Below are 22,256 nucleotides of genomic sequence, written 5' to 3' on the forward strand. Positions count from 1 at the left end.
GCGCGCGCGATGCGCAGGGCCTGCGGCAGGCAAGTGACAGGCCCCCTGGACAGGGCGAAAGATGCTCAACAGGGCAGAAATGGCGTGTAGAAGAGCGCTGAATGCGAGAACCCGGCCACACAATGGGCCTGTGACTTCACCGGAGTTTTGCCGTGGCCACTGCCACACTTTCACACCTCACCGACAAGTCCGCGCAGGGCAGATTCATTGGCATCCTCATTGCCGGTGAGTTCTTCGATCTCGCCCGACTCGGCAACCCCTCCCAAATCCTCGCCTTCCAGCACGCGCTGGATGACGCACGCAAACGCTATGGCCACGCTCTTTGCAAGTGCCGCCGCAGCCCTCTGAAGTTGCAGGTCAGGCTACGGGAGGGGAAGTACCACCTTGCCGTCTGGCCGGAGGAGGGGCACCTGCATGACTCCAACTGCATCTTTTTCAGAGACATTGGCCAGGCGATTGCCCCTGTCGAGACCCGTGGAGGGCTGCAGATCGCCGACGGGACGAAAGGGGTTGAACTGAGCTTCAGCTTTTTCCGAACAAACTATCCGGGTGCCTCTGGTAACCAGCTGCCCAGGGTCGAGCAACCGGGCGAGCGGGCCGACCAGCCGGAGGAGTTGAACCTCCGTACGCTTTTGAATTTGTTGTGGGCGGAAGCCAGTCTGAATCGTTGGCACCCGAAGTGGAATCGTGACTGGGGTCGTGCTCGCTATGAACTGGCCCAGGCGTCTGACCGGATCACCGTCCAGGGTGAGCCCCTGAGCCGGCACATGTTCATTCCCCGGCCGTACCGGGAAAACGCAAGGGACGAGCTCAACCGCGAGTTGGAGCGATTTGTGGCCGCTTTGGCGGTCCCTAGCGGTGGCCAGGTCAAGAGTGGGCTGCTGATCGCGCCGCTGCGCCGGATCACTGACCTTGAAGGTGGATCCAAAGCCCTGCATGTGCGCCATTTGCACAAGCCTATTGGGATCAATGCTGCTGTTTTTGACTTCCTCAATCGCAACTGCCGCACGCCGCTTCGGCGCGTCCTACAGGCAAGCGAGCTGGCAGCGCCGCGCCCTGCAGGATGGGTCGATGTTCGGCAGCCAGAAACCATCGCGTTCCTCCACGTTGAGACGACTTCGCGCGGGGGCTTGTGGGCCCGCGCGGCGTGGATCATGCCGACTCACCCCTCGGTGTTCATCCCTGCCAACAACACGGACGAAAATCTTCTGATCGATGCGCTGATCCACGGCCATTACCAGTTCAGCCGGAACCTCTTCGCCGAACAGGCCAGCCTGCGCACAGCTCCTGACTGGATCCTGCGTCACGTCCTTGATCCCTATGGCCGGCCCGTGCCGCGCGCCGCCCTGGAGATCTTGCCAAAGGGCGCGGCGCCGGAATATGTGGGAGCCCGCTCGGCCCTGGCAGATGCGCTGGCCGGGCAGGGCGTGCCGCGCTGGGCCTGGACGCCGGCAGGAAAGCAGATCGACCGGTGCGTCCCGCCCCTTCCGCCGTTGGATGACGGGGACCAGGCGAAGGCGAATGCAATCCTCGGCCGGATACGGGTCCACCTCGACGTTTTCTATGCCTACGGCTCGGGTCAACAGAGCCATACCCCCCAATAGGAGAGTCCCATGAATGATGAAACGCACGCCCAAACTTCGCCACTAGACGCAGCAGTCCAACCTGAGCAGGCCCAGCCTGAAATGGCCGCCGATGGAGCCGGCCCACTACGCGTGCTCGCCGCAGCGGCAGCAGCTCGTGCCGACACGTCCTTCCTCCGTGTGCCCCAACCCGCGCGCCAGTTCGGCACCGACGACTCCCTCGCGCCTGCAGCTGCTCGTCTGGCCCATGAGTGCGTGATCCCAACTGGCATGAAGTTCAAAGGGACTGCAGACCTTCCTTGCAACATGCGCATTCAGGGAGAGTTTGAAGGCAAGGTGACCGCCGCCGAAGGCTTCAGCATCACCGTCGAAGTAGCTGGCGTGCTGAGCGGCGAGTCACACGCGACAAACATCCGCATCGAAGGGAAGGCCGACGGGGTCATTGAAGCCAGCGGAGGCCTCGCGAGCTTCGGCCCAAAAGCGACCTGCACGGGAGAGGTCCGCTACACCCGCCTGGCAATCGAGGAGGGCGCTGACGTTGAGGCGTCCATGAAGAAGGCAAAAGCGGCCGCCTGATCCCAACCCACCACAAAGGAATGCTCGAAATGATGAACACCCCACAAGAACAGAACGCCGTCCGCATGCGCTTGGTCCCACCAGGGAAGGTCGCGGGCGCCGTCAACGTCCTGCCGGCGGCGGCAACGATGAACGGCTCGCTTGAGGCCACCTCTGACCTCTGCATCCGCATCGACGGCAACTACACCGGCAAGATCGACATGAAAGTCGGCGGCACGGTCCATATCAGCGTAGGCGCTGTAGTCGTCACCGACATGCTGGTTGCCGACTTCATCTACGTGGAAGGCACCGTCAAAGACGACTTGCACGCACGGCAGGCCGTCGAGCTGGCGGCCACCTCGATCGTCCACGGAAGCGTGCGCTACGACAAGCACCTCGACATTCACCCAGGCGCTCGCCTGACGGGCCAAATGAACGGCCCTGACGCTCAGCTCTGAAAACTTCGGACCAGACGTAGCCGAAAGAAGGTTCACCCGTGCTGATCGTCGTGATTATTCTTCTGGTGGCCTCCTTCGCGCTCAGGAGCAAGGTTGGCCTTTCCATAGTCCTCACGGTGGCCTTTCTCCTGCTTGCGATGCAGGTCGGCTATGGCAAAACTGACGGCCTTACTGCCGGCACGTGCTTCGCCGCGGCGGTGGTCGCTGCCATTGGACTCATTCGCCGTTTGCGTTGATCGCCCGGCACGGACTCATAAGCACCGGGACCAAAGCAGCCACACCCCGGGATTCAGGAAATTTCAAGCAGAAGCTCTCCTGATCCGGGCCAAACTGGTCGCTCTCTGTTGACAGTGCCAACCCCCTCTGCTTAAATTAGATCGCTTTCGGATTTTCCGAATCCGCTGACAACTGTCAGCATTTATCCACCCCTTACGGGAACCACGCGTTCCCTTTGGGGACATTGCTTGGTTCTCCCGTTTTTCCCTTTAATGGAGATGAACATGTTGAGCCAAGTCTATGAATCAAAGTACGCAGGTTTTTGCGACCACATCGGTTACGTTTTGCAGTCGATGAGCGAAGAAGCCGGTAGCACTCTCAACAGTGCTGCAAAAAGCGGTGGCCCCGTTGCAGTGCAAGCACTGCTCGATGCCGTCATGGATGCCGGTCACCGTGCGGTGCTGGTGCAAGCTCTCAATTCACCCTCCATTTCTGGCTGGGTGCGTGAGAAACTTGAAGTGTTTTTGTATGGCGATCGCAAGCAGGTTCCTGCTCTGTTCCATCGCGTGCGCACATTCCACTGAAAGTAAACAAGAAATCGGGTTGAGTCGCTTCGGCGGCTCAACCCTTTTTCGTTTCTGCATTCCCTAGTTCACCTTGACCGGGCAACACGTTCCCGTCGAGGGAAGGGTGCCGTTCATCGTTTACCAACTCAAAACGACATGAATCCCAAGAAATTCCCCTGGATGGCTCCCTGAGCATGGCCATCACTTTCACGCAGTACGTTGACTCACGACTTCACGATGCACGCCCGCGCGAGCTGCTCAGCCTGCTTAAACGGCGTGTCGAGCTGATCGACGGAGCCCTACAGGCTCTACCCACGGTCGAGTTCGGCCACGATGCACCAAGCCGCATCAAATGGGACGCCAACACCTATCAGTGGCGCGTTACCTACTGGGTGATCAAGCGCACTCGAAGGCAAACCTGGAAAGCGATCTACGCTGCGATCGACATGATCCAGCCTGTCCTCTACACAGAAATCCAAACTGCCGTCGCTGCCAATTTAATCGCACTCCACAAGTCGGGCGCGACAACGTTTCAAGCCCGCTAGTCGACCTCGGGCTGCTCGCGCAGCAGCCCTTCGACCCGCAGGCCCGACCTACCAGAACCAGACCCTCCCTCACATGCCAAACGGCGATTGGGCGGGCGAAAACCAAGGATAAAACATGGCAAAAATCATCACCGTCCAGCTTTTGCTGGCATCGGACTCCGAAATTGAAATCGAATCCTTCGTCAAGAATGAGCTCGAGCAATTGATCGCCGCCACGAAGGGCATGATCATCGACGGCAAGGTTGCCGGCGCAAGCGCCGAACCGAGCCCGGACGTGCTGGAAGCACTCCGCACCGGAAACTACACCCAGGGCAAAGCGTTTGACCATGAAAATGGCAGCGCGCGCCGGCTGCTGATCATGGACGGCGACGTGTCGCCTTACATCATTGGGCCCTTTGACTCGGAGGATTTGCGGCTTGAAGCCGCACGCGTCCACCGGGCCGTAAATGGCGACCGTGACGGCATCTACATGCTCGACGTGCCTCGCGGCATCGACCCGTTTGTGGACGCCTTCTCTGGAAATGACCTGGAGGGAGGAGCAGATCCCTTGACGGCGTATGTCATCGGGGAGCTTACGGCCGGCAGGACTCCGATCACCCGTCTTGCGCTCGACGGGGCCCCCTACTGGCTCTTCTATCAGGGCGACGAGGTGCTGGTGAACAACACGATGCTCGCCTCGATTGAAAAGGGGCTGGGCACGGAACTGGTCCGCGTCGTTTCGACCATGCAGTCTGCCTTCATGACCCGGGTACAAGCGAAAAGCTCCTTCACCGAAAAGGACTGGGCAAAGGCCAGCAAGCAAGGATCGACGACTGAAACTTTCGAAGCCTGGGCCGAAACCATGGCATCGAACCTCCCGACAGCAAAAGACGTTCTGTCCGGGATCGTTGACTAAAAATTGAAAACCGCTTGCCACTTCAGGCAGGCGGTTTTTTTTGCCCGCGCGGCAGGGGAAACAGGCCGCCACCGTTTGCGGCCAACCCCCGCCAGGTGTAGGATTCACCCCGTTATTGGTGCATACCAGTTCCGCTGACCTCCGTGCCAGCCTCATACTTTTCGGCCCTTGCGGCCTTCACCCATCGGGAACCAACCTTCCCGATGGGATGTGTGGTTCCCATTTTTTTTGGAAACCTCACATGACAACAACTACCACCCTCGCAACCGCCCCCGCTCAGATCCCCGAGCAGAGCGTCGTCGCCGGCGTGAACGAGAAGAAGCTCTTCTCTACGATGAAGCACCTTTTTGCCACCAGCTTTTCGCTGGTCGGTGAGTTGATGCAGAACGCCAGGCGATCCGGCGCAACGCAGATCCTGTTCAACTTTGATCCAGAGGCGAAAACGCTGGAAGTCATCGATGACGGATGCGGCATCAGCGATTTCGGCAAATTGCTCGCGCTGTGCGACAGCGGCTGGGATGAGAAGGTCACGCTGGCGGATTCTCCGTACGGCATGGGCCTCTTCTCGTTGCACTTCGCCTGCTCACGGGCAACATTCCGTTCCAACGGATTGAAGCTGCAAACCAGCCTGGACGACATCGTCAACAAGCGCCAGCTCGTGGCAGTGATCGACGACGATCCCGTGCGCCTCGGAACCGTCCTCCAGCTTGAAGGCCTCACCAAGGACCTCCTTGGGAAAAGTGTCGGGCCTCATTTCGGTCGCTCAACGGCCAACGCGAGCTCCCGCATGGAGGCATGCATCATCGAGCTGGCGATGGGTTTCCCCATCGATGTCCAATTCAATGGTGTCTCGGTCCCCCGACCGCACGCCCTCGAGAACCTCCAAAGTGTTCTCACGCCAGTTGGTCACGTTCACATTTCGCACATCACGGCTCGCGACCACGACCAGAACGTGCGAGGCGAAGTCCTTGACGTGGTAACCGGCAGGGCCTTGTATCTCCAGGGCCTGCCTATCCAGGTCAAGAATGAAAACTATGCCCAGACAGTTGTGCATCTCGACAGCCAGCGCTTCGCCGCGATCATGCCGGACCGTAAGTCCCTGTACAACGCGGCCGACCAGCTCGAAGAGCTGCGGATCACGTTGCGTACTCTCGTGCAGCAGTTCCTGGTTGAACAAAAGGCTGCGCTGCCGTCAGAGGCGTTTGTCGCGAAGTACTGGACCGCGTGCCTTCGGCACGATGCGCCTACCCTGCTCAATGACATTCCGCTGCTTCCCAGGGAAATCATTTCGACAATCGAAACCCTTGCGGCGGGAAGTGGAAGTCGTTTGGGATCTTTGCCCCGCGAAACGCAATTCATCACCCGGCAGCAGATCCTGAGCGGCGAGGTCAAGGTGTGGCGCGACGTGCCGTCCTACCTCGGCAACTCTGAAGGTGAGCAGGCCGGCGCGCTTTGGCGGGTCATGCAGCTCGAAAATGTGGTCGAGGTCGATACCAGCGGCCTCGATAAAGGACACTGGATCTTTGAAGCTACGCCATCGGCGGTCGACTTCAAGGTGGCAATCACCCACTCGGGGATCATCGCGAGCGATTCGACGGACTTCGATGGCAACGGCGTTGATGTATACCTGGTGAAATCAGCGCAGGTGCTCGTCACGTCCACCACAGACCCGAGCTTTGAAATTGCGACGGCCGTCGACAGAGGCTGGATCCTGGAAGAAGTGGGTCACGACAGCTCAGGCGAAGTCACTCAGTTCAACTGCTTTGTGACGGAGTCGGGGGCCTCCTGGGACTTCCCGGGAACCTTGCTGTCCAGCTACCGCGACGAACATGAGGTCTACCGCGAAGAATGGGAGGACGATGCACGGAAATCGTGGCGCTCAATTGTCGCGGGACTCAAGGGCGCAAGCCTGGCAGACCAGCTCGCGGCGGCGCTTCCGGACGTCCGAATGTCACTCGGCAACCACAACCTCGGGCAGATGGCATTGGTCTATGGGGCGGCTCATGGGTCGAAACCATCCGTCCAGAATGTCTCGCCGCAGATGGAGATCGTCGACCTGAACGCCCCGGAATTCTGGCTGGCGCTGGCCAACCTTTTGGCCACCACTGCCGGCGGATCACCAGAGGATCTCAAAAAGGCATTTCTGACTGCTGCCGGCTCGCTGGTACCTGGTGCCGGCCTCACGGCGGACTCGTCGAACGAGACACGGATTCAAGGCTCCACGTCCTGAAGTCCCCATAACGGCCTTTCTGGCCAGGAATGCCCTCCAGCTGCGCGCTGGGGGGCAGTTTCATCAACACAGGAAAAATTGAATGACAACTAGTGAAACTGAAGGCGCCGCGTCGCCGCCACGGCGGAGGCCCTCGCTGCGCTTCGTCAAGTTAGAGCGCGAGATTGAAGGCGTGAAATTGACGCTGCAGGTCTCGCCTTGCTCCTGGATGTATCGCGGCTACGGCTTGCAGGTGGCGATCACCATGGACGGCGGCGGCGCTTACATACTCGACAAATCGACACCATTTGAATCCGCAACGTCGGCTGATCTGGAACGACTTTTCGACAAAGCGAAGACCGTGAGCTGCAGCTGCTGTGGCAAGCCCGCGTTCGATCCCGAAGCATGTGACACAAACCGCGAAGGCAAGTGTGAAGCATGCTTCATGAAAAAGCTCAACGCTGAATTTGCAAGAGGCAGGCAAAAGGCCCTTGCAGCTGCGCTCCAGCTGCGTGCGCGGAAGAAGAAGGCAGGATTTACGTATCTCGTCAGCGCATGGATCCACCCGGAAGAAGGCGGCGACGATTTCGAGATTCACTTGTGGTATCGACAACCGCCGGATGCGCAAAGCGTGGAGACTGCCATCCGGAAGGCCGGCTCGGAGGTCTTCGATGACTTCTTAGTGGTGCAACTTTAAGACTGACAAATATAAACCCCCCCGGAGCGCTCTCGCGAGCGCTCCGGGGGCTTTTTTTTGGCTTTGAATCCTACCTTGAAGGAACGAGGGTCAAACCTGGGCCGGCAGGCGCAGCGGCTTCGAAGGCGGCCAGCTGCTCATCATTAAGCCAGGTTCCTGTCGTCTTCATGGCTGCGAGACGTCTCTTGTCCTCCGGGAAATTGACTTCGTTGTTCGGACCGAACTTCATCTTCTCAGTGGCCAACGCATACACGCCACCCATCCCGTCTGTATTTTCGATCTCGTGCCGGACCTTCGCCAGTTCGCAGATCGCATTAAATTCAGCCGGCGTGCGCGGGCGCCAAGGTGCCCAGTTCATGCGCTGAAAAGCCTGCCATTCCTGGTCCGACATCCGAATTCGACCATCAACCAACATCATCTCGCTCTCCTGATCCCTCCACTTCGGAGGTCTGAATATCAGATTATCACCAGTGAATGCACTGTCAATGAGGTCCGACTCCAATCTGTTGTGCACGCGCGAAAGCCGCCATAAAATTGCACTGTTTTCGCATTTTTGCGACTTCGCGCACAGACAAACCGTTTCGTGCGCCTTTACCAACCCACTGGGGATCATCCCAGCGGGGCATGGTCCTCTTTTTTTTGGAGGACCCATGCAAATCACTATGAAATCGTCATCCTGCGCGCCCACGAACTGGGTGGCGCAACTGATGAACTTCGGCATCAAGGCCACGAGGCGCCCGTCAGTATTCGGGCGTACTGCGCATGTCTTCAAACTCCAGGGGGAGGCTGTTGAACTGCTGCAGGATCCGCAAAAGACCGTGAGCTCGGTCGTTGAAACGCTGACTCAGACCCAAAAGCGAATCGTGGATGCGCTGATCGCGTGCGATGTGGTCGTGAATGCTCCACAAGTTCCGAAACGCAAAGTGCGGGGCTACTGTGGGCATTGAAAGTGGCCTGCATCTTGGCTTCCAAGAGCAGATCAGCACTGGCCTCACGGCCAGTGCATCCCCCATCTTGGATGAATATGACAGGGTCATCGTCGCATTTTCAGGCGGCAAGGATTCTCTGGCGTGCCTGCTGCATTTGATCGACCAAGGGGTTGATCGCAGCAAGCTTAGCCTTCATCACAACCTGGTCGATGGCCGGGAAAGCACGCTGATGGACTGGCCTGTGACCGAGGCGTACTGTGAAGCGATCGCCAAGGCGTTCGGCATTCCGATTAACTACAGCTACAGGGTTGGAGGAATCGAGAGGGAAATGCTACGACAGGACTCTGCAACTGCACCTGTCTCCATTCCAACTTCGACCGGTGTGAACCGTGTTCTGGGTGGCAACGGCCCATTGGGCACCAGGCGAAAGTTTCCGCAGGTTTCAGCCTCTTTACAATCGCGTTGGTGTTCCTCGGCTGGGAAAATAGACGTTTTTGATCGCTACCTTAACAACGAAGAAATGTTCCTCGACGGGAAGACGTTGGTAGTCACTGGTGAGAGGGCGCAGGAAAGTCGCTCTCGAGCAAACTACAAGCAATTCGAGCCTCATCGCACCGACAACCGCAATGGCACGAAGGTAAAGCGACACGTCGATCACTGGCGCCCAGTACACGCGTGGACGGAGCACCAAGTCTGGGACATCATCAAAGCCCATCGTGTAAACCCACATGTGTCCTATCTCTTAGGTTGGTCCAGGGCAAGCTGCAGGGCATGTATATTTTCCGGGCGAAACCAGTGGGCCACTCTCCGGGAGATTGCACCTCAACAATTCAACACAATCGCCGCCTATGAGCGTGAGTTCAAGGTCACGATTCACCGGAAGATGAGCGTTGTGGCACAGGCCGATGCCGGCACGCCTTTTGAGTGCGATCCGTTCTGGGTCGAGGTGGCAAATAGCCGCGAGTTCAACGCGCCGGTGTTCGTGGATCCATGGATCCTTCCACCTGGTGCCTTCGGTGAGTCCTGTGGACCTACCTGAAATGGGAAATTGATTGGAAAAAGCGCGCAGTCTTCGGACGCGCGCTTTTTTTTGGCTATTCGCCAGGGGAGAGGGCGGTGTGTTGCACGTCGCGAGGCTTGAACATGATGACAACCTGCACCTGACTGGCACCAACCCGGGCCCCGGTCACATACTCGGCCCAGCCCTTTTCGACAGAACGGGCCACCAGGCCATCGAGCTCGTCTGTGGTGTCGCTTTCGAACTCCAGAAAGCGATGCGGCTTGCCCCGGAAGTTCGCCTCGACAATTTCATGTACTTTCCAGGCCATTGCACGGCCTCAGCGCCATTTGATTCGTAGGTGAGCAGCGAAGGTCGTCCAGCACGCCGCGCAGCGCCACCGGCCTGCTGATGTCTCTACCCCGCCCGTCTCAGGCCTGGTGGACTTGCATGGGCCGGAGCATAGGCGGTATCGACCCGAATTCAGATCAAAGGTGCCCGGCAGATCCGCCGGCGCACGGCGCGCGGCCGCCATAGTGGCAATGGAAGGTGTTGGCATGGGTGGTGAAGACGTAACGCAATGGAGGAGGGGAGAAGAGAAAACGGACAAAAAAAACGGAGGTCCTTTATTGGGGACCCCCGTTTCCTGTGTAAATGCAGATTTCGACACTAGCCTGAAGCTACCGCGAGATTGAGACCAGAGGCTTGCGCCCTTGCTTTCGCACGCTGGTAGAGCGGCGTTTGACTCACCGGAGAGTTCCGCATGGCACGGAGCCACACGAGGTCACCCTTCGATACACCTGCATTCGCAGACGCCGAGACGCCGCGAGTTTGATTCACACCTGTTGCAGTCATGGAACTCTCCTATCTGGAATCTGGGCAAGTCGCCCTTTTTGAACTCTTGTTGAAAAGCGCAAAAAGGAGGACTCGCCCAGCCCGCAAGGAGCGTCATGACTGCCGATTTCTCGGCACGGCGTTTTGGAGAGTCCCTCAAGGTGTGAACCTAAAGATGACCAAAGCGTCGAGAAGCCGTTGCCAAACACCGTAGTGTTCAGCTGCAAATCCATCGGGTTAGCGATGTCGGAAAGTCAGCAAGCTGAAAATCCTAAGTAAGGCGTACACAAGGCACGCGAGTGATGCAAGCATCAAACAAGCTTTTAGTTTACGCGAACTGTGGGCGATTGCAAAGGATCAGGCCCACCGGCGCGGTGCCCTTGACGTTCAACGGGCCAATACCCGCGCGTTGAAGCAAATGCTTATGAGCAAAGCGCATGGAGATCCCAGCCGGCGCGGCAGGCCACCATCGTTTGCGGCGGTAACGGCCGCATGGCAAAATTCCACTGCTTTCGCAACCTTGCGAATCCGCGTGCAGAAACCTTTTCTAGCACGTCCTCAATAACCCTCGGGAATTCAAGTCCCGCGGGACATGAATTTCCACCATCACCAGGAAATTCATGCAAATCCACCTCACCGTTCCCATCACGGTCCACACCGCGAAAAAGCGCAAGCTCGAACTGTTGCCGGTCATTCAGGACATCCCGCGCCCAAGCGACGATGCCAGTCTGTTGGGTCGTTTCCTCAAGCCGGGCGGAATTCAGGTTCCGCTCATGCCAGGGCAAAGCGCGCTCGTTCAGAGCTACATGCTCCGGAACAAGACGGAAGCGCTGAGCGAAGACGGCATCGTTGCCTTCACCTTGCAGGGCGACGCCCTCGTTGAATGCCTCCCTGAAGTGGGCATGACGCCAACCGAAGCCTAACTGCGCCAGGGCATCGCCCAGGCTCACGCGGATCCAAACCAAACCCATGCGGGCCCGCCTGCATGGGCGCCCCGCATGACACTTACGAAAAGTGAATGCAAATGACAAAAATTGATCCCGGAACTGTCCCCCCTGTGGTGGCGCCGGACAGCAGCAGCATCGAAAATACGATTGTGATTTTTGCTGAAGGCCAGCATGTTTCACATCGCTTTACTACCCAACCGGAGGGTATCGCGTACCTCGAGGCGGTCGCAGAAACCTCCGAGGCAGCATCGTTGATGATCCTCGACGGTGACATGCCGGCAGACTTGCTGCTCAAAACCTCCCCAGTGCTGCAGCAACGCCTGCAGGAAGCCAAGCGCAACCTCACGGCGTTCCTGACGCTCAAGGAAACACTGGACCGTCATGGCGTGCCTAAGGACCGCACGCTCCGTGGTGCGATTCACAAAGCCTTCAGGGAACTGACGGCAGGTGGTGCCTGAACATGAAGATGCTGCAAGCAGATACGAGTCGCTGCTGCACAAAACACCACTCCCAACTTGTGCTTGTCTCGCTGAACGAGCAGCTGAATAGGCGCGCTGGACACTGGTTCACAGTACAAGCGCAGGCACACCCCCATGTGGCCTTCACCTCCTGCGATGCATTGACTCTGTGGCTTGAAGAGCGATGCATCGCCCTGACGCAGGCGATCCCCGAAAGGGGTATCTTTAGCTATCAAATGCTGATTGGGTCCTACAAAACATGCCACTGGCGATGCTTGGACGGGTTCGATTCCCTCAAGTCCTTATGCTCAGGAAGTGCGTGTTCCGTCCAACGGAACCTACACGCTGGGTTTGATCACCAAGGATGACGCGGGTATCACGGTCGTGAACTCGCTCGATCCCACCGCGGCCGGCCGGAAGATCTTCGACATCCAGGAGTCGGCTGCCGGTACCGCTGACTGATGTCATCTGGAAGATTAGCGATTTCAATGCAAAAAGCCCACCCTGTAACACGTTGCAGGGTGGGCTTTTTTTTGATTTCGATTTCCCGTCAGACCTCCGCGAAGCGCGAATTGGCCACCGTGGAGATTCGCGCCAACAGCTTCTTCACGAAGTTCTGCGTGATCGGCTCTGGAGGCGTGAGCGGCTCAGCGGTCAGGACTGGGTAGTCCGCTTCTGAGTCCCATTTCGAAGCCGTACGCCGGGTAAGGGCCTTGCGGGCAAACTCGAGAGCTGCCTCGCTGTTTGGAGCGACGGAGATGCCGACCTGTTTGCCGCCGGCGATGATTTTGAAGACTTGGTTCACGTTCATTCTTTCTGTAGAAAGACGGGAACCGACCCTGACGGGAGGTCCCCGTCAAGGTAAGGTAAGGCTGGTTCTGGACCAGCGTACTGGCAAAAGCCAAGTGGTCGAAGTTTAACCACCGGGCGTTGCCCGTCAATCGATTGGGGTCAGTTCTCCCACGCCGGCAGGAGATGGGCATCGCTGTACCCATCGAAGCCCATGAACCTGCGCCGGGCACCCTCAACGTATTGCAGCATCCGCTCCGAGGCCACCCGCCCAATTGGAGCCAGCTGCAAGTTCGCGCCTATGCCGACAGTGAGGCCAGCTTCTCGGCCGCTTCTTTTTTGCTCATCCGTCGCAGAGCGGCAATCGCCGGCATGTTGGAGGCCCTGGGCCGTGTCATGGCCTCTTCCCATTTGTACACCGACTGATTGGAGACGCCAAGCAAAACGCCCAACTCCGTTGCAGAGAGGCCGAGGCGCTTGCGCTGGGCAGCGAACCCCTTGGCGCTGTACCGATGGACCGCTGGTCCATCATCTGCATCAACATCGGTAGGCGCTATGCTCTTCGGGCCACGTTTTGCCATGCCTTTCACGAGCTTTTCTAGTTCGAGAACGCGGCGCTTTAACGCTGCGACATCGGTCCGGTGCTGTGAGGATGCCTTTTTCAGTTGTGAGTTTTGGGCGCGGGCTTCTTTCCGGGCAACCCGTGTGATTTCACTTTTTAAAACAACAGCTAGGCTAGTCATGACAGGGTGGCGTCGGCATTGCTGCCTATGCATCAGTGAAGGACTGGCCATTGTAGGATGCCCCTCCGCGGGTTCCAGCCCTGTCTATTCGCAAGGTCGGCGTTGTGCCAGCTCCGCCTATGAGAGGTCAATCAACAGATCGGCGGCTTCGCTGATGCGCATGTTCGAATAGGCGCTCACAGTCGCGGGGTCAGAGGCCATCGTCATTGCCTTCTTCGGCACCCGCAGCCCGATTGCCTTCATCGCCTTGAGCTCATTGACCAGCGCCTCGGAGAAATCTCGATGCTGAATGGTTACTGCGGCGGCGGCCGCGCCGGTGGTTTCATGTGTTTGGGTATTCATGCTTCCAAGATATTCCACAAACAGCTTCGCGCAAGGGTGCGTGTCGCACTTCCTGAGTCACCCTACACCTCGCCGCTCGGACGCTCAACGTCGCGATCATCGTCCCTCGGATCAAAGCCTGAGCGTTGGGCGGCGGCGTCCCTTGCCAGGTCCCGGCGGTGAGGCTTCGTGCTGGGCATCACCGAAGTTAGCGGGAATAATCACCGAAGTTACCGTCGGCGTGCCGCCCAGGCGGGACATGCCCCGCCTGCAAGAAAGGCTCGTTCAACAACGTAACCAGTTCGATTCATTCTCCGCTTCCACCGGTCAGGATAGTTGACATCGACCAGGCGACGGACGATAGCTCAGGCGTCGAGCACGAGGGTGCCGGAGCGGCATCCCGAGACGCAGATCATCATGGACTTGTTGGCCGCCTTCTCCTGCTTGGTTAGGATCTGGTCGCGGTGATCAACTTCACCCGATAAAACCTTGGTTTCACAGGCTCCGCATACGCCCTCGCGGCAGCTGAAGTCTGGCTTTAGTCCGGCCTGCAACAAGACGTCCAAGAGACTGACGCCCGGTGGTACCTGCACGGTTTTGCCTGACTTTTTCAATTCGACGCAGTAGGTACCTGCCACCGCCTGCGGTACCTCCTTCGCGGCAGCAAATCGTTCCAGATGCACATGGACCTGCCCCAAAGCTTCACACGCCTTTTCGTAGGCATCAAGCATGGGGCCGGGACCACAGCAGTAGAAGTTCGTGTCAAGTGGTCGTCCGGCCAGCAACTGCTTTAGATCTGGGGCTGCACCCTGCTCGTCATCGAAGTGCAACCGAATAGAAAGTGGCGCTTTCCCCGCCTGGGTGTTCTTGGCCAGTGCTTCTATGCTCTCGACATAAGCGGCTTCATCGCGATTGCGAGCGCAGTAAACGAGTTCGACGGAACGACCCAGGGCCAGCAGACGCTGAAGCATGGCATATATGGGCGTGACACCTATGCCGCCTGCCAGAAGGACGCTGTGTTCAGCTGTTTCGTTGAGCCTGAAATGGTTGCGCGCTGCCGAGATTTCTATGACCTGACCCACCCGCAGTTGCTCGTGCACATAGCGGGAGCCTCCACGACTGTTCCTATCGTTTAGCACCGCGATCACGTACCGCTGCTCGTCGCCGGGATTGGTCAGCGAATAGCTTCTGACCAATCCGTTGCCCAAATGAAGGTCAATGTGGGCGCCTGCTTCGGTGACGGGAAATACGACATCTGGACGGGCCGGTCGCAACTCGATACTAACAATTCCCTTGGCCTCATACCTCAGGTTAAAGACGAGTGCTTGCAGATTGGGAGAAGACATGGGCAAGTGACGTGTAAGGCGGGGTCATGCGCCGCCTGACCCCGGGGCTTTTACATGATGTGAAGACCGCCATCGACCATCAGAGTGGTGCCGGTGATGAACGACGCTTCGGACGATACCAGCCAAACGATAGGCCAGGCGATTTCTTCAGGGCTGGCCCAGCGACCGATCAGCGAGGAGTCCTTGCGTTCGACCTTGAGCTGCTCGACGCTCTTTCCGGCGTTTTGGGCGCGACCGACATGGAAATCGGTAAGGGTGGCGCCAGGGCAGACGGCGTTCGCACGGACCCCGTGTGTGGATTCCTCGAATGCCAGCGTCCGTGTGTACGCTAGCTGTGCCGCCTTGGTCGCATCGTAGAGGGCCATGCCCCGACGCCCTGTTACCGCGTAGCACGATGAGACGTTCACGATGCTACCTGAGTTGGACTGTCTCAAGGCCGGCAAGGCGGCGCGACAGTAGTGGGACATGCCCACCAAGTTCACGTTCACCATGGCCAGCCACTCCTCCGCCGTTGCGTCGGCGGCTGCCGAATAGTTCCGCATGGCAGCGTTATTCACCAGGATGTTCAATCCGCCACGCTCAGTTATGCAACGATTGACGGCAGATTGAGCGGCCTGCTCATCTGTCACGTCGGCTGTCACGGCCGACACCCAAGCGGTTGGAAACTCCTCTTGCAGGGCTTGCCGCGTGCGCTCCAGAGCTTGCCCGTCTGCATCAACCAGCATCACTGCAGCGCCCTCTTGGCAGAATAGGCGTGCCGTAGCCGCGCCAATTCCTGCACCACTGCCCGTGATCAGGGCGGTCTTGTTCGAAAGTCTAGGAGTGCTCATGATGTGATCACTCGGCCTTGGCCCCGGTGTCCTTGATGACCTTGCCCCAGCGCTTAATCTCGGAGCCAATCCAGTCCCCGAACTGCTTGGGGCTGCTCGCAACGATTTCAAACTCCATGTCCTCCAGCTTCTTGCTGACGTCCGGCTGCTTCAGGATCTTGACCATCTCACGGTTGTAGCGGTCGACGATGGGGGCAGGCGTTCCGGCTGGCGCGAGAAAACCGATCCATGAGGTTGCCTCGAAATTCTTCAACCCGGACTCACTCAGTGTCGGGATATCGGGCGTGCTGGGAAAGCGCGCCTGGCCGGTTGTGGCGATCAGCTTGAGGCGACCGTCCTTGACGAAACCTTGAACATTGCCTGGAACGAAGAAGCCGGCCTGTATGTTCCCTGCAATCAAGTCGCTGACCGCGGGCCCAGCCCCCCGGTAGGGAATGTGGGTCATGTGAAAGCCAGCCGCCGACTTCATCATTTCCATCGTCAGGTGTGAGGCACTGCCTAGAGCCACCGAACCGTAGGAGTATTTGGTGGGATTGGCCTTAGCCTTGGCAATGAAGTCCTTTACGTCGCGGATTTCGGTCGCGGGGTTGACCACCAAGTATTGCGACGACTTGACCGCCAGGGTGATAGGGGCCAAGTCCTTCACGGGGTCGTAGGGCATCTTATCGAACAGCGAGACATTGATGGCTAAGGGGCCGTTGTAGCCCACCAGCAGCGTGTGACCGTCGGGGGCAGAGCGGACAACCTCATAGGCACCGATGTTGCCCCCGGCACCGGGCCTGTTCTCGACCACGAAGGGCTGACCCAGTGCCTCCTGCAGCTTGGGCGCCAAAAGACGGGCGAGGACATCGTTGGTGCTGCCGGTGATGGGCACGACGATGCGCACCGGCTTGGTGGGCGCCCATTCCTGTGCGTACACGGTAACGCTCAGCGCCAAGGCTGGAACGAGAAGCGCGGCCCAGCGTATTTTTTTGAAGAATTGCATGTTTGTCTCCTGACTTTTGAAATGTTGTGTATTGTGTATTTAGAGGCTGTAGACCGGCTTGTTGATACTTTCAGCCAGGTTGTCCTTCGCCCACTCGACGGGGTCTTCGCCCTTTGGCAGCAGTACGCCCGCAGGACGGACACGCTGTTGGCTGGCGTCTAGTGCCGGTGGTTCAATCCCTTGCTCCAGGCCTAGCGCAGCCTCGTGCAACATACGCCGTGCCATCACGATGGCTTTGTCGGTCGGCAATAAATGCTCGGCTTCATGGTTCTGTATCGTCCCCATACTTTCCTGCAGCGAGTAGTCCTGCGCGGAGAAGCCAAAAATGCCGCTGTAGGCGCGTTTTTCCTGCTGCGCGACCCGGTCCATCCCGTAGTCGTTATCGCGGTTGGCCTTGGGAGTAAAACTGCCCGGGGCCTCATACTCGACGTGTATGCCCTTCCCGGCCTGCATGGCTTCAAGCTCTTCAGTCGAAAGCGGCCTGTTCGGATGCCAATTGATGCTCCACGCCCAGCAGCTGTGGTCATCGATGGGCACCCAGACGTGACCACCCAGGGCATGTTCGCCGAACGGGGCAATCAGGGTGAACCAGGGAAACAGATATTGCGTCACTCGCCAGTAGTAGGAGTCAGATTCACCGTTGCGTCGGCCAAACAGGCTCAGACCGAATGGTGTCTTTTCTATCTCGAATACGACATTGCCGTCGGCTTTGATGTAGTCCAGCGCTTTGCAGCCTTGGTGCATCGGATCGGTATCGACTTCGAAGCTGTGTACATAGGAAACGTGAGCGGTGTCAATGCCGCCCTCCATTGCCTGAAGGTAGTTTGAATGCTGCAGGCGCTTGGATACAAAAACGTGGCTTTCGGGCAGGGTGCACCACTCCAACTCGGGCGGTGCAGGTTGCTTATCGGCCGGCCCCATGTAGGTCCAAACGATACCGCCGCGCTCGATGCAAGGGTAGGACTTGATGTGCATGCGGGCACAGGCCTGCGGGGAAGACGGAACGTCGACGCACTTGCCGTCTCCGTCGAACTTGACACCGTGATACGCACAGCGGATGCCATTTTCTTCATTGCGACCGAAATACAAAGACACCCCGCGGTGCGAGCAGAACTCATTGATCAAGCACGCTTTGCCGTCTGAGTTGCGAAACGCCAGCAATTTTTCACCGAGTAACTGCACTCGCACTTGCGGGCCGTCTGGAGCCGCGATTTCCGTGGACATCAGGGCTGGCACCCAGTAACGGCGCATCAGTTGACCCATGGGCGTACTCGAGCGAACGCGAGTAAGGGTTTCCGACATTTCCTTGTTCATCATTTATCTCCTTCTATGATTTGTACGTCTGGTGAGACGCATGTCCATTATATGGCATTTGTTTGACATAGATCAATAATTGATTTATTTGTCCACGTGGTGGACAAATCAGTACAATCCGACCATCTTGTTTCTTAGGGGATTGAGCGTGACAACAGAAAAAGGTGGAGAGGGCGTCCGGGCGGTTGACCGAGCGCTAGACATCTTGCTGGCCTTCAAGGCAGGAGATCGAGGCCTTACGGCGAGCGAAGTGCTCAAACGAGTCGATCTGAGCCGTCCGACGCTATATCGCCTGCTGCGAACTCTGGAATTGAGGGGATTCGTCGCCTCGTCCGGCGAGCCTCAACAATTTCAACTAGGCCCTGCGGTCGCCCATCTGGCGCATGTCTGGACCTCAGGGCTGGACATGGCCACATTGGCCCAGCCCATGATGCATCGACTATGGGAGAAGACCGGCGAGACGGTTGCCCTGCTGGTACAGCAGGGCCGCGATCGGATCTGCGTAGCGGAGCTACCCAGTGCTCATCCACTGAGCTTCAAGCGCGGAGTCGGGCATCGCGAAAGGATCACCTTGGGTGCAAGTGGGAAAGTGGTTTTGGCGTTCTCTCCGGATGCTGAGCACTACCTGGCTGAATTGGTGACCGATCAGGATCGGCAGGCCTATCGCCAAGAGTTGACGCGCATCCAGTCAGTTGGCTACGCCGTCAGCAAAGACGAACTGATCCAAGGCGCCGTTGCAGTGGCCGCGCCGTTTTTCACGGGAGGTTCGAAGGTAATGGGATCGCTCGTGGTTTACGGCCCTAGTGCTCGCGTAGACGAATCCAGAATAGAAAAAATTGTTGCCCTCTTGCTAGAGGAGTCCAGCGAGCTATCGAAAACGTTTGGGTTGTAAGGTTGTTGGCAGTTCCGGAGTAAAGGCCGAGTAATTTAGCCCTTAGGAAGCTAGAAATAATAACTTGAACACTTTGAGGTTTGGCCTTCAGAATGGCCGCATCGACGCCGGCATGGCATTGGCGGGCAAGATCTCGGACCTGCCGGTCCCCGGGGATGAGCAACTTTTTTTCATAAAGCCAATGGTTGGCGGCAGTGACCAGTTCATCGACAGAGTTGACCTCGTTGGCCTGGGCGCTGAGATAGCTGACGAGGAGATCGCTACCGGCCTGGTCAATGTCCTTAGACCCAGGTAGTCCTTAAGCCAAAGTTGATGCTCATACAGCGTTTGGCGCCGTGTGTAGAGGGAGCGCAGCGTCGCAATCGTAGGTGGCTGGACGCCAAGTGCTTCGCCCACATGTACAAGCAACATCTTTGGCAGCGCTGAAAACCGGTCGAGGGGACGGCCGCAAGCCCTCAGGAAGACGAGCAGCACTGCTACGGCAGTGCGACGATCCGCTCGAAATCGCTCGTTTATGGCGGCGACGTCCGCAGCAGAAAGCCGGAAATATTGCTGAACATCAAACTCAGAGAGGCGAACCGGTAGGCTGTCAACAGTATGCGTCTGGCCGTGGCATCTTGAGTTGATCCGGCTTGCGCGTGAGGATCGCATCCATGGTGAACATGGTGGATGCGGTTTGTTCGAAGGCTGCGGCGTTTGCCGGTCGCTGGCTCAGAGTCGCCGTGCTGATGGTGTTCATTTTGGCTGGCGTGGCGGCCGCCTCGGTGCGGCGACAGGGCTCGAGCCGGTTGACCTCAGCCAGCAGGCTGCCACCGGTGGGGCAGCAACTGCTCGATCTGGCTGTTCAACTGCGTGGGCAGCCGGGTGAGCACGTCCTTGAGGTAGGCCCAGGGCTCGTGCCCGTTGAGCTTGGCCGATTGCAGCAGGCTCATCACGACAGCAGCCCGCTCGCCGGCCAGCTGGCTTCCGATGAACAGCCAGTTGCGCCGACCGAGGGCCCAAGGCCGAATTCGGTTCTCGACGTAGTTATTGTCGATCGGCACATCGCCGTCCAGCAGGTATCGGCCAAGCCCCACCCAGTGATTCAAGCTGTAGTCGATCGCCTTGGCAATCGCGCTGCCATCGGGCACGCGCGCGCGCTCCAGTTTGAGCCACACATGCATTTCCTCCCACAGGGGCTGGGATCGCTCCTGCCGCATCCGCAGCCGCTCCTCGCAAGTCAGTACCCGGGCGTCAGCCTCAATGCTGTACAGCCAGGCGATGCGCTGGATCGCCTGAGCGGCCACGGGGCTGGCGTCAGCCTTGAAGAGCTCGTCGAATTTACGTCTCGCGTGGGCGACGCAATAGGCGGTGCTGCGCCCCTGCAGCGAGAGCACCCCGTCATAGAGGGTAATAGTCCGACGAAGGCCGTTCTTGTCGAAGCTGGCGTGACTCGGCAACATGTGACCTGAAGAGTGCGGACCGGGATGGTGTGCACCTAAACGAAATAGGTGGATACCATGGACACTCCAGAGCGGACGCCAAAGCCCGTGACGCGGCGCAAGCACAGCGCGGCGTTCAAACGCAAACTACTCCGGCTATGTGAGCAGCCTGGTGCTTCCGTAGCCGCTATCGCGCTGGAACACGGCGTCAATGCGAACCTGGTGTTCAAGTGGCGGAGAAGCCGGCAGTGCTCGGGTGTGGGCGCCGCCGCGGCGAGGTCTACGGTTCTGCTACCGGTATGCCTTGCGCCCAACGAAGGCCACAGACAGCGTGTAAGGCCTTGCCAGGCTTCGCGCAATCGTGCGATCACGCGCAAAGCACGACTCGGGCCCTCAAAAATTCACCTCGCCCGCAAATCATCGCTTGCGCGCACTCAAGTCCGACAGGCTCCTAGGACGGCAATTACGATAACATTGAAACCCTGAACAATGGCCTGTTCAGGGTTTCCCTAACAATAAAAATGCAGATGCCTGATAAAAAAAGATTGGCAGCCGACCTCCTTGGCAAGATAGTGCTCTCCCGGTTCCTCGAAATTCCGTTGCGGGCATTCGATCGACTGGTAAAAAAAGGGGAACAATCCCCCCAGTTTGACGCTTTGAAAAGCGCCTTGACCGTCCGGCAACTGCCGGGCACGCAGACGGCGCCGCAGGTATTGCCGGAGGCGCAACGTGCGCTTGGACACGCCGTGTTGGTGGATGGTGACGTTACATTTTTCCATCACAGCGAGAGTTATGGGCGTGAATACCTGTTCGACGAAGAAATCCTGGCGGACATTCTGGCACGCTCGGCGAACAGCATGGAACTGGCGCGGCTGGTGCGACACCTGCGCCTGATCAATACCCGCAACCGGATAAGCTGCGCGATCGTCCGGAAATTGATCGAAACCCAGGCAGATTACGTGCGCAGCGCAAACCCGCTCGCGCTGCGCCCCTTCTCACAAGCCCAGGTTTCTGCTGCACTGCGCGCCGAAGCCGGGATCAAAGTGATTGTTGACGAGGGCCGGATCTCCCGGCTGATCCGTAAACTGTCGATCATCCTTCCCGGCGGGAAAGAAGTTGATTTGCGTTCACTGTGCCCGAAACCGCGCCAGGTACATTATTATTTTGTGGATCATGTGATAAAAAATGAACGCGCGCTCATGATGGAAGGAATAATACGTGCGCCGCTGAAGGATGGCGAAATAGCCGCCGAGATCGGCAAAAAATTCGCGGCCAGGCTTTCCCGCCGCTCCGTGGCTTACATCCGGCATGACCTGGGTATCCCGGATTACCGCGACCGCGGCCATAAAGGGGGTTATTTGACTGCCACGACTGATTTTTCATCCTTGCTGCCGCTGACGCGCCAGAGCGTGCTGGCTGGTGCTCCGTCGGAGCCGGGGGTGTATGAAATAAGAACGCAGGATGTTCAGACGGGCGTGTGCAGCGTGGTGTACATCGGCAGCGCGGGCGATCTGCGCAAGCGGCTCGGCGACCACTTGCGCGGCAGCAGCGGCAATCCCTCGTTGATGCAAATCATTGCCGCCGGTGCCAAGTTCCGTTACCGGCTGGTGTGCGACGGCTGGCGCGCGCTGGAGCGCCATGTATATTTGGCGTTCTGCACTACGTTCGGCGTGCCGCCGGCGTGTAACCGCATGAGTCCCTGAATCCACCACTTCAAAAGGCTGGC

The 22,256-nt window shown here is 58.4% G+C and carries 27 protein-coding genes and 2 pseudogenes; 17 read left to right on the top strand and 12 right to left on the bottom strand.

Annotated elements, in window-relative coordinates:
- Window positions 1-152: 152 nt before the first annotated feature.
- The 9 genes from B7G52_RS12780 to B7G52_RS12820 all read left to right on the top strand — a co-directional run bounded on the left by B7G52_RS12780 (window position 153) and on the right by B7G52_RS12820 (window position 7,724).
- Complete coding sequence (locus B7G52_RS12780) at window positions 153-1,604, top strand: DUF1173 family protein (protein WP_096697957.1); 1,452 nt, start codon at window positions 153-155, stop codon at window positions 1,602-1,604.
- Window positions 1,605-1,613: 9 nt separating this feature from the next.
- A complete protein-coding gene (locus B7G52_RS12785) occupies window positions 1,614-2,159 on the top strand; it encodes a polymer-forming cytoskeletal protein (RefSeq protein WP_096697958.1) in 546 nt (181 codons plus the stop codon).
- Window positions 2,160-2,188: 29 nt separating this feature from the next.
- Window positions 2,189-2,596 carry a polymer-forming cytoskeletal protein gene (locus tag B7G52_RS12790; protein WP_170954763.1) on the top strand — a complete coding sequence of 136 codons (408 nt, stop codon included), beginning with the start codon at window positions 2,189-2,191 and terminating at the stop codon, window positions 2,594-2,596.
- 38 nt (window positions 2,597-2,634) lie between these two features.
- On the top strand, window positions 2,635-2,832 hold the full coding sequence (locus tag B7G52_RS12795; protein ID WP_096670653.1) for a hypothetical protein: 198 nt from the start codon (window positions 2,635-2,637) through the stop codon (window positions 2,830-2,832).
- A gap of 264 nt (window positions 2,833-3,096) precedes the next feature.
- Window positions 3,097-3,396 (top strand): hypothetical protein, encoded by a 300-nt coding sequence (locus B7G52_RS12800; RefSeq protein WP_096697987.1) that lies wholly within the window; start codon window positions 3,097-3,099, stop codon window positions 3,394-3,396.
- A gap of 176 nt (window positions 3,397-3,572) precedes the next feature.
- Window positions 3,573-3,923 carry a hypothetical protein gene (locus B7G52_RS12805; RefSeq protein WP_096697960.1) on the top strand — a complete coding sequence of 117 codons (351 nt, stop codon included), beginning with the start codon at window positions 3,573-3,575 and terminating at the stop codon, window positions 3,921-3,923.
- 115 nt (window positions 3,924-4,038) lie between these two features.
- Entirely contained in the window at window positions 4,039-4,818 is a 780-nt protein-coding gene (locus tag B7G52_RS12810) for a hypothetical protein (protein ID WP_096697961.1), read from the top strand.
- A gap of 241 nt (window positions 4,819-5,059) precedes the next feature.
- Window positions 5,060-7,048 carry a hypothetical protein gene (locus B7G52_RS12815; protein WP_096697962.1) on the top strand — a complete coding sequence of 663 codons (1,989 nt, stop codon included), beginning with the start codon at window positions 5,060-5,062 and terminating at the stop codon, window positions 7,046-7,048.
- A gap of 82 nt (window positions 7,049-7,130) precedes the next feature.
- Window positions 7,131-7,724, top strand: coding sequence for a hypothetical protein (locus tag B7G52_RS12820; protein WP_096697963.1), 594 nt, complete (start codon window positions 7,131-7,133; stop codon window positions 7,722-7,724).
- Window positions 7,725-7,794: 70 nt separating this feature from the next.
- Here the strand turns inward: B7G52_RS12820 and B7G52_RS23360 are convergent, their stop codons facing one another.
- Window positions 7,795-8,142, bottom strand: coding sequence for a hypothetical protein (locus B7G52_RS23360; RefSeq protein ID WP_141397458.1), 348 nt, complete (start codon window positions 8,140-8,142; stop codon window positions 7,795-7,797).
- A 232-nt stretch (window positions 8,143-8,374) separates the two neighbouring features.
- Between B7G52_RS23360 and B7G52_RS23365 the strand changes: the two genes are divergently transcribed.
- Window positions 8,375-8,671 (top strand): hypothetical protein, encoded by a 297-nt coding sequence (locus tag B7G52_RS23365; RefSeq protein ID WP_141397459.1) that lies wholly within the window; start codon window positions 8,375-8,377, stop codon window positions 8,669-8,671.
- Window positions 8,661-9,692 (top strand): phosphoadenosine phosphosulfate reductase family protein, encoded by a 1,032-nt coding sequence (locus B7G52_RS12830; protein WP_205853059.1) that lies wholly within the window; start codon window positions 8,661-8,663, stop codon window positions 9,690-9,692. The genes B7G52_RS23365 and B7G52_RS12830 overlap by 11 nt, the downstream gene beginning before the upstream one ends.
- 55 nt (window positions 9,693-9,747) lie before the next feature.
- Here B7G52_RS12830 and B7G52_RS12835 read toward each other — a convergent pair whose 3' ends face one another.
- Entirely contained in the window at window positions 9,748-9,981 is a 234-nt protein-coding gene (locus B7G52_RS12835) for a hypothetical protein (protein ID WP_096697966.1), read from the bottom strand.
- A 1,123-nt stretch (window positions 9,982-11,104) separates the two neighbouring features.
- Between B7G52_RS12835 and B7G52_RS12840 the strand changes: the two genes are divergently transcribed.
- Window positions 11,105-11,407 carry a hypothetical protein gene (locus B7G52_RS12840; protein ID WP_096697967.1) on the top strand — a complete coding sequence of 101 codons (303 nt, stop codon included), beginning with the start codon at window positions 11,105-11,107 and terminating at the stop codon, window positions 11,405-11,407.
- 101 nt (window positions 11,408-11,508) lie between these two features.
- Window positions 11,509-11,889 carry a hypothetical protein gene (locus B7G52_RS12845; protein ID WP_141397460.1) on the top strand — a complete coding sequence of 127 codons (381 nt, stop codon included), beginning with the start codon at window positions 11,509-11,511 and terminating at the stop codon, window positions 11,887-11,889.
- Window positions 11,890-12,439: 550 nt separating this feature from the next.
- On the opposite strand, the gene B7G52_RS12850 is transcribed toward B7G52_RS12845, so the two are convergent.
- From B7G52_RS12850 to B7G52_RS12880, 7 genes are all read right to left on the bottom strand, one after another.
- Window positions 12,440-12,694, bottom strand: a complete 255-nt coding sequence (locus B7G52_RS12850; RefSeq protein ID WP_141397461.1) for a hypothetical protein — start codon at window positions 12,692-12,694, stop codon at window positions 12,440-12,442.
- Between the two features lie 283 nt (window positions 12,695-12,977).
- A complete protein-coding gene (locus B7G52_RS12855; RefSeq protein WP_096697970.1) occupies window positions 12,978-13,421 on the bottom strand; it encodes a DNA-binding transcriptional regulator in 444 nt (147 codons plus the stop codon).
- A 117-nt stretch (window positions 13,422-13,538) separates the two neighbouring features.
- Window positions 13,539-13,763 (bottom strand): hypothetical protein, encoded by a 225-nt coding sequence (locus tag B7G52_RS12860; RefSeq protein WP_096697971.1) that lies wholly within the window; start codon window positions 13,761-13,763, stop codon window positions 13,539-13,541.
- Window positions 13,764-14,107: 344 nt separating this feature from the next.
- On the bottom strand, window positions 14,108-15,088 hold the full coding sequence (locus B7G52_RS12865; protein WP_096697972.1) for a PDR/VanB family oxidoreductase: 981 nt from the start codon (window positions 15,086-15,088) through the stop codon (window positions 14,108-14,110).
- Window positions 15,089-15,138: 50 nt separating this feature from the next.
- Window positions 15,139-15,918: an SDR family NAD(P)-dependent oxidoreductase gene (locus tag B7G52_RS12870; RefSeq protein WP_096697973.1), complete on the bottom strand. Its 780-nt coding sequence runs from the start codon at window positions 15,916-15,918 to the stop codon at window positions 15,139-15,141.
- A 7-nt stretch (window positions 15,919-15,925) separates the two neighbouring features.
- Window positions 15,926-16,903, bottom strand: a complete 978-nt coding sequence (locus B7G52_RS12875; RefSeq protein ID WP_096697974.1) for a tripartite tricarboxylate transporter substrate binding protein — start codon at window positions 16,901-16,903, stop codon at window positions 15,926-15,928.
- A 39-nt stretch (window positions 16,904-16,942) separates the two neighbouring features.
- Window positions 16,943-18,217: an aromatic ring-hydroxylating dioxygenase subunit alpha gene (locus B7G52_RS12880; protein ID WP_096697988.1), complete on the bottom strand. Its 1,275-nt coding sequence runs from the start codon at window positions 18,215-18,217 to the stop codon at window positions 16,943-16,945.
- 148 nt (window positions 18,218-18,365) lie between these two features.
- Here B7G52_RS12880 and B7G52_RS12885 point away from each other — a divergent pair, with 148 nt between their 5' ends.
- On the top strand, window positions 18,366-19,109 hold the full coding sequence (locus tag B7G52_RS12885; RefSeq protein WP_096697989.1) for an IclR family transcriptional regulator: 744 nt from the start codon (window positions 18,366-18,368) through the stop codon (window positions 19,107-19,109).
- A gap of 64 nt (window positions 19,110-19,173) precedes the next feature.
- Window positions 19,174-19,404 carry a hypothetical protein gene (locus B7G52_RS24110; RefSeq protein ID WP_240523444.1) on the top strand — a complete coding sequence of 77 codons (231 nt, stop codon included), beginning with the start codon at window positions 19,174-19,176 and terminating at the stop codon, window positions 19,402-19,404.
- A gap of 29 nt (window positions 19,405-19,433) precedes the next feature.
- Here the strand turns inward: B7G52_RS24110 and B7G52_RS24115 are convergent.
- From B7G52_RS24115 to B7G52_RS12895, 3 genes and pseudogenes are all read right to left on the bottom strand, one after another.
- Window positions 19,434-19,760: pseudogene (locus B7G52_RS24115) on the bottom strand (DUF4158 domain-containing protein); the annotation flags it as partial.
- Entirely contained in the window at window positions 19,699-19,848 is a 150-nt protein-coding gene (locus B7G52_RS23640; RefSeq protein WP_170954760.1) for a hypothetical protein, read from the bottom strand. The pseudogene B7G52_RS24115 and the gene B7G52_RS23640, both read right to left, overlap by 62 nt.
- A gap of 55 nt (window positions 19,849-19,903) precedes the next feature.
- Window positions 19,904-20,452: pseudogene (locus B7G52_RS12895) on the bottom strand (IS66 family transposase); the annotation flags it as partial.
- A 156-nt stretch (window positions 20,453-20,608) separates the two neighbouring features.
- Here B7G52_RS12895 and B7G52_RS12900 point away from each other — a divergent pair.
- Together B7G52_RS12900 and B7G52_RS12905 are read left to right on the top strand one after the other, a co-directional pair.
- Window positions 20,609-21,016, top strand: a complete 408-nt coding sequence (locus B7G52_RS12900; RefSeq protein ID WP_096697977.1) for a transposase — start codon at window positions 20,609-20,611, stop codon at window positions 21,014-21,016.
- A 41-nt stretch (window positions 21,017-21,057) separates the two neighbouring features.
- Entirely contained in the window at window positions 21,058-22,233 is a 1,176-nt protein-coding gene (locus B7G52_RS12905; protein WP_205853060.1) for a GIY-YIG nuclease family protein, read from the top strand.
- Window positions 22,234-22,256: the final 23 nt, after the last annotated feature.

The organism is Polaromonas sp. AER18D-145, assembly GCF_002379095.1.
Lineage (GTDB): Bacteria > Pseudomonadota > Gammaproteobacteria > Burkholderiales > Burkholderiaceae_C > Polaromonas.

Bases quoted from the DNA above. Each gene is read 5' to 3' on its own strand.
- B7G52_RS12785 (WP_096697958.1), top strand. From the start codon at position 1,614: ATGAATGATGAAACGCACGCCCAAACTTCGCCACTAGACGCAGCAGTC.
- B7G52_RS12790 (WP_170954763.1), top strand. From the start codon at position 2,189: ATGATGAACACCCCACAAGAACAGAACGCCGTCCGCATGCGCTTGGTC.
- B7G52_RS12800 (WP_096697987.1), top strand. From the start codon at position 3,097: ATGTTGAGCCAAGTCTATGAATCAAAGTACGCAGGTTTTTGCGACCAC.
- B7G52_RS12805 (WP_096697960.1), top strand. From the start codon at position 3,573: ATGGCCATCACTTTCACGCAGTACGTTGACTCACGACTTCACGATGCA.
- B7G52_RS12810 (WP_096697961.1), top strand. From the start codon at position 4,039: ATGGCAAAAATCATCACCGTCCAGCTTTTGCTGGCATCGGACTCCGAA.
- B7G52_RS12815 (WP_096697962.1), top strand. From the start codon at position 5,060: ATGACAACAACTACCACCCTCGCAACCGCCCCCGCTCAGATCCCCGAG.
- B7G52_RS12820 (WP_096697963.1), top strand. From the start codon at position 7,131: ATGACAACTAGTGAAACTGAAGGCGCCGCGTCGCCGCCACGGCGGAGG.
- B7G52_RS23360 (WP_141397458.1), bottom strand. From the start codon at position 8,142: ATGATGTTGGTTGATGGTCGAATTCGGATGTCGGACCAGGAATGGCAG.
- B7G52_RS23365 (WP_141397459.1), top strand. From the start codon at position 8,375: ATGCAAATCACTATGAAATCGTCATCCTGCGCGCCCACGAACTGGGTG.
- B7G52_RS12835 (WP_096697966.1), bottom strand. From the start codon at position 9,981: ATGGCCTGGAAAGTACATGAAATTGTCGAGGCGAACTTCCGGGGCAAG.
- B7G52_RS12840 (WP_096697967.1), top strand. From the start codon at position 11,105: ATGCAAATCCACCTCACCGTTCCCATCACGGTCCACACCGCGAAAAAG.
- B7G52_RS12845 (WP_141397460.1), top strand. From the start codon at position 11,509: ATGACAAAAATTGATCCCGGAACTGTCCCCCCTGTGGTGGCGCCGGAC.
- B7G52_RS12855 (WP_096697970.1), bottom strand. From the start codon at position 13,421: ATGACTAGCCTAGCTGTTGTTTTAAAAAGTGAAATCACACGGGTTGCC.
- B7G52_RS12860 (WP_096697971.1), bottom strand. From the start codon at position 13,763: ATGAATACCCAAACACATGAAACCACCGGCGCGGCCGCCGCCGCAGTA.
- B7G52_RS12865 (WP_096697972.1), bottom strand. From the start codon at position 15,088: ATGTCTTCTCCCAATCTGCAAGCACTCGTCTTTAACCTGAGGTATGAG.
- B7G52_RS12870 (WP_096697973.1), bottom strand. From the start codon at position 15,918: ATGAGCACTCCTAGACTTTCGAACAAGACCGCCCTGATCACGGGCAGT.
- B7G52_RS12875 (WP_096697974.1), bottom strand. From the start codon at position 16,903: ATGCAATTCTTCAAAAAAATACGCTGGGCCGCGCTTCTCGTTCCAGCC.
- B7G52_RS12880 (WP_096697988.1), bottom strand. From the start codon at position 18,217: ATGAACAAGGAAATGTCGGAAACCCTTACTCGCGTTCGCTCGAGTACG.
- B7G52_RS23640 (WP_170954760.1), bottom strand. From the start codon at position 19,848: ATGAACACCATCAGCACGGCGACTCTGAGCCAGCGACCGGCAAACGCC.
- B7G52_RS12900 (WP_096697977.1), top strand. From the start codon at position 20,609: ATGGACACTCCAGAGCGGACGCCAAAGCCCGTGACGCGGCGCAAGCAC.
- B7G52_RS12905 (WP_205853060.1), top strand. From the start codon at position 21,058: ATGCCTGATAAAAAAAGATTGGCAGCCGACCTCCTTGGCAAGATAGTG.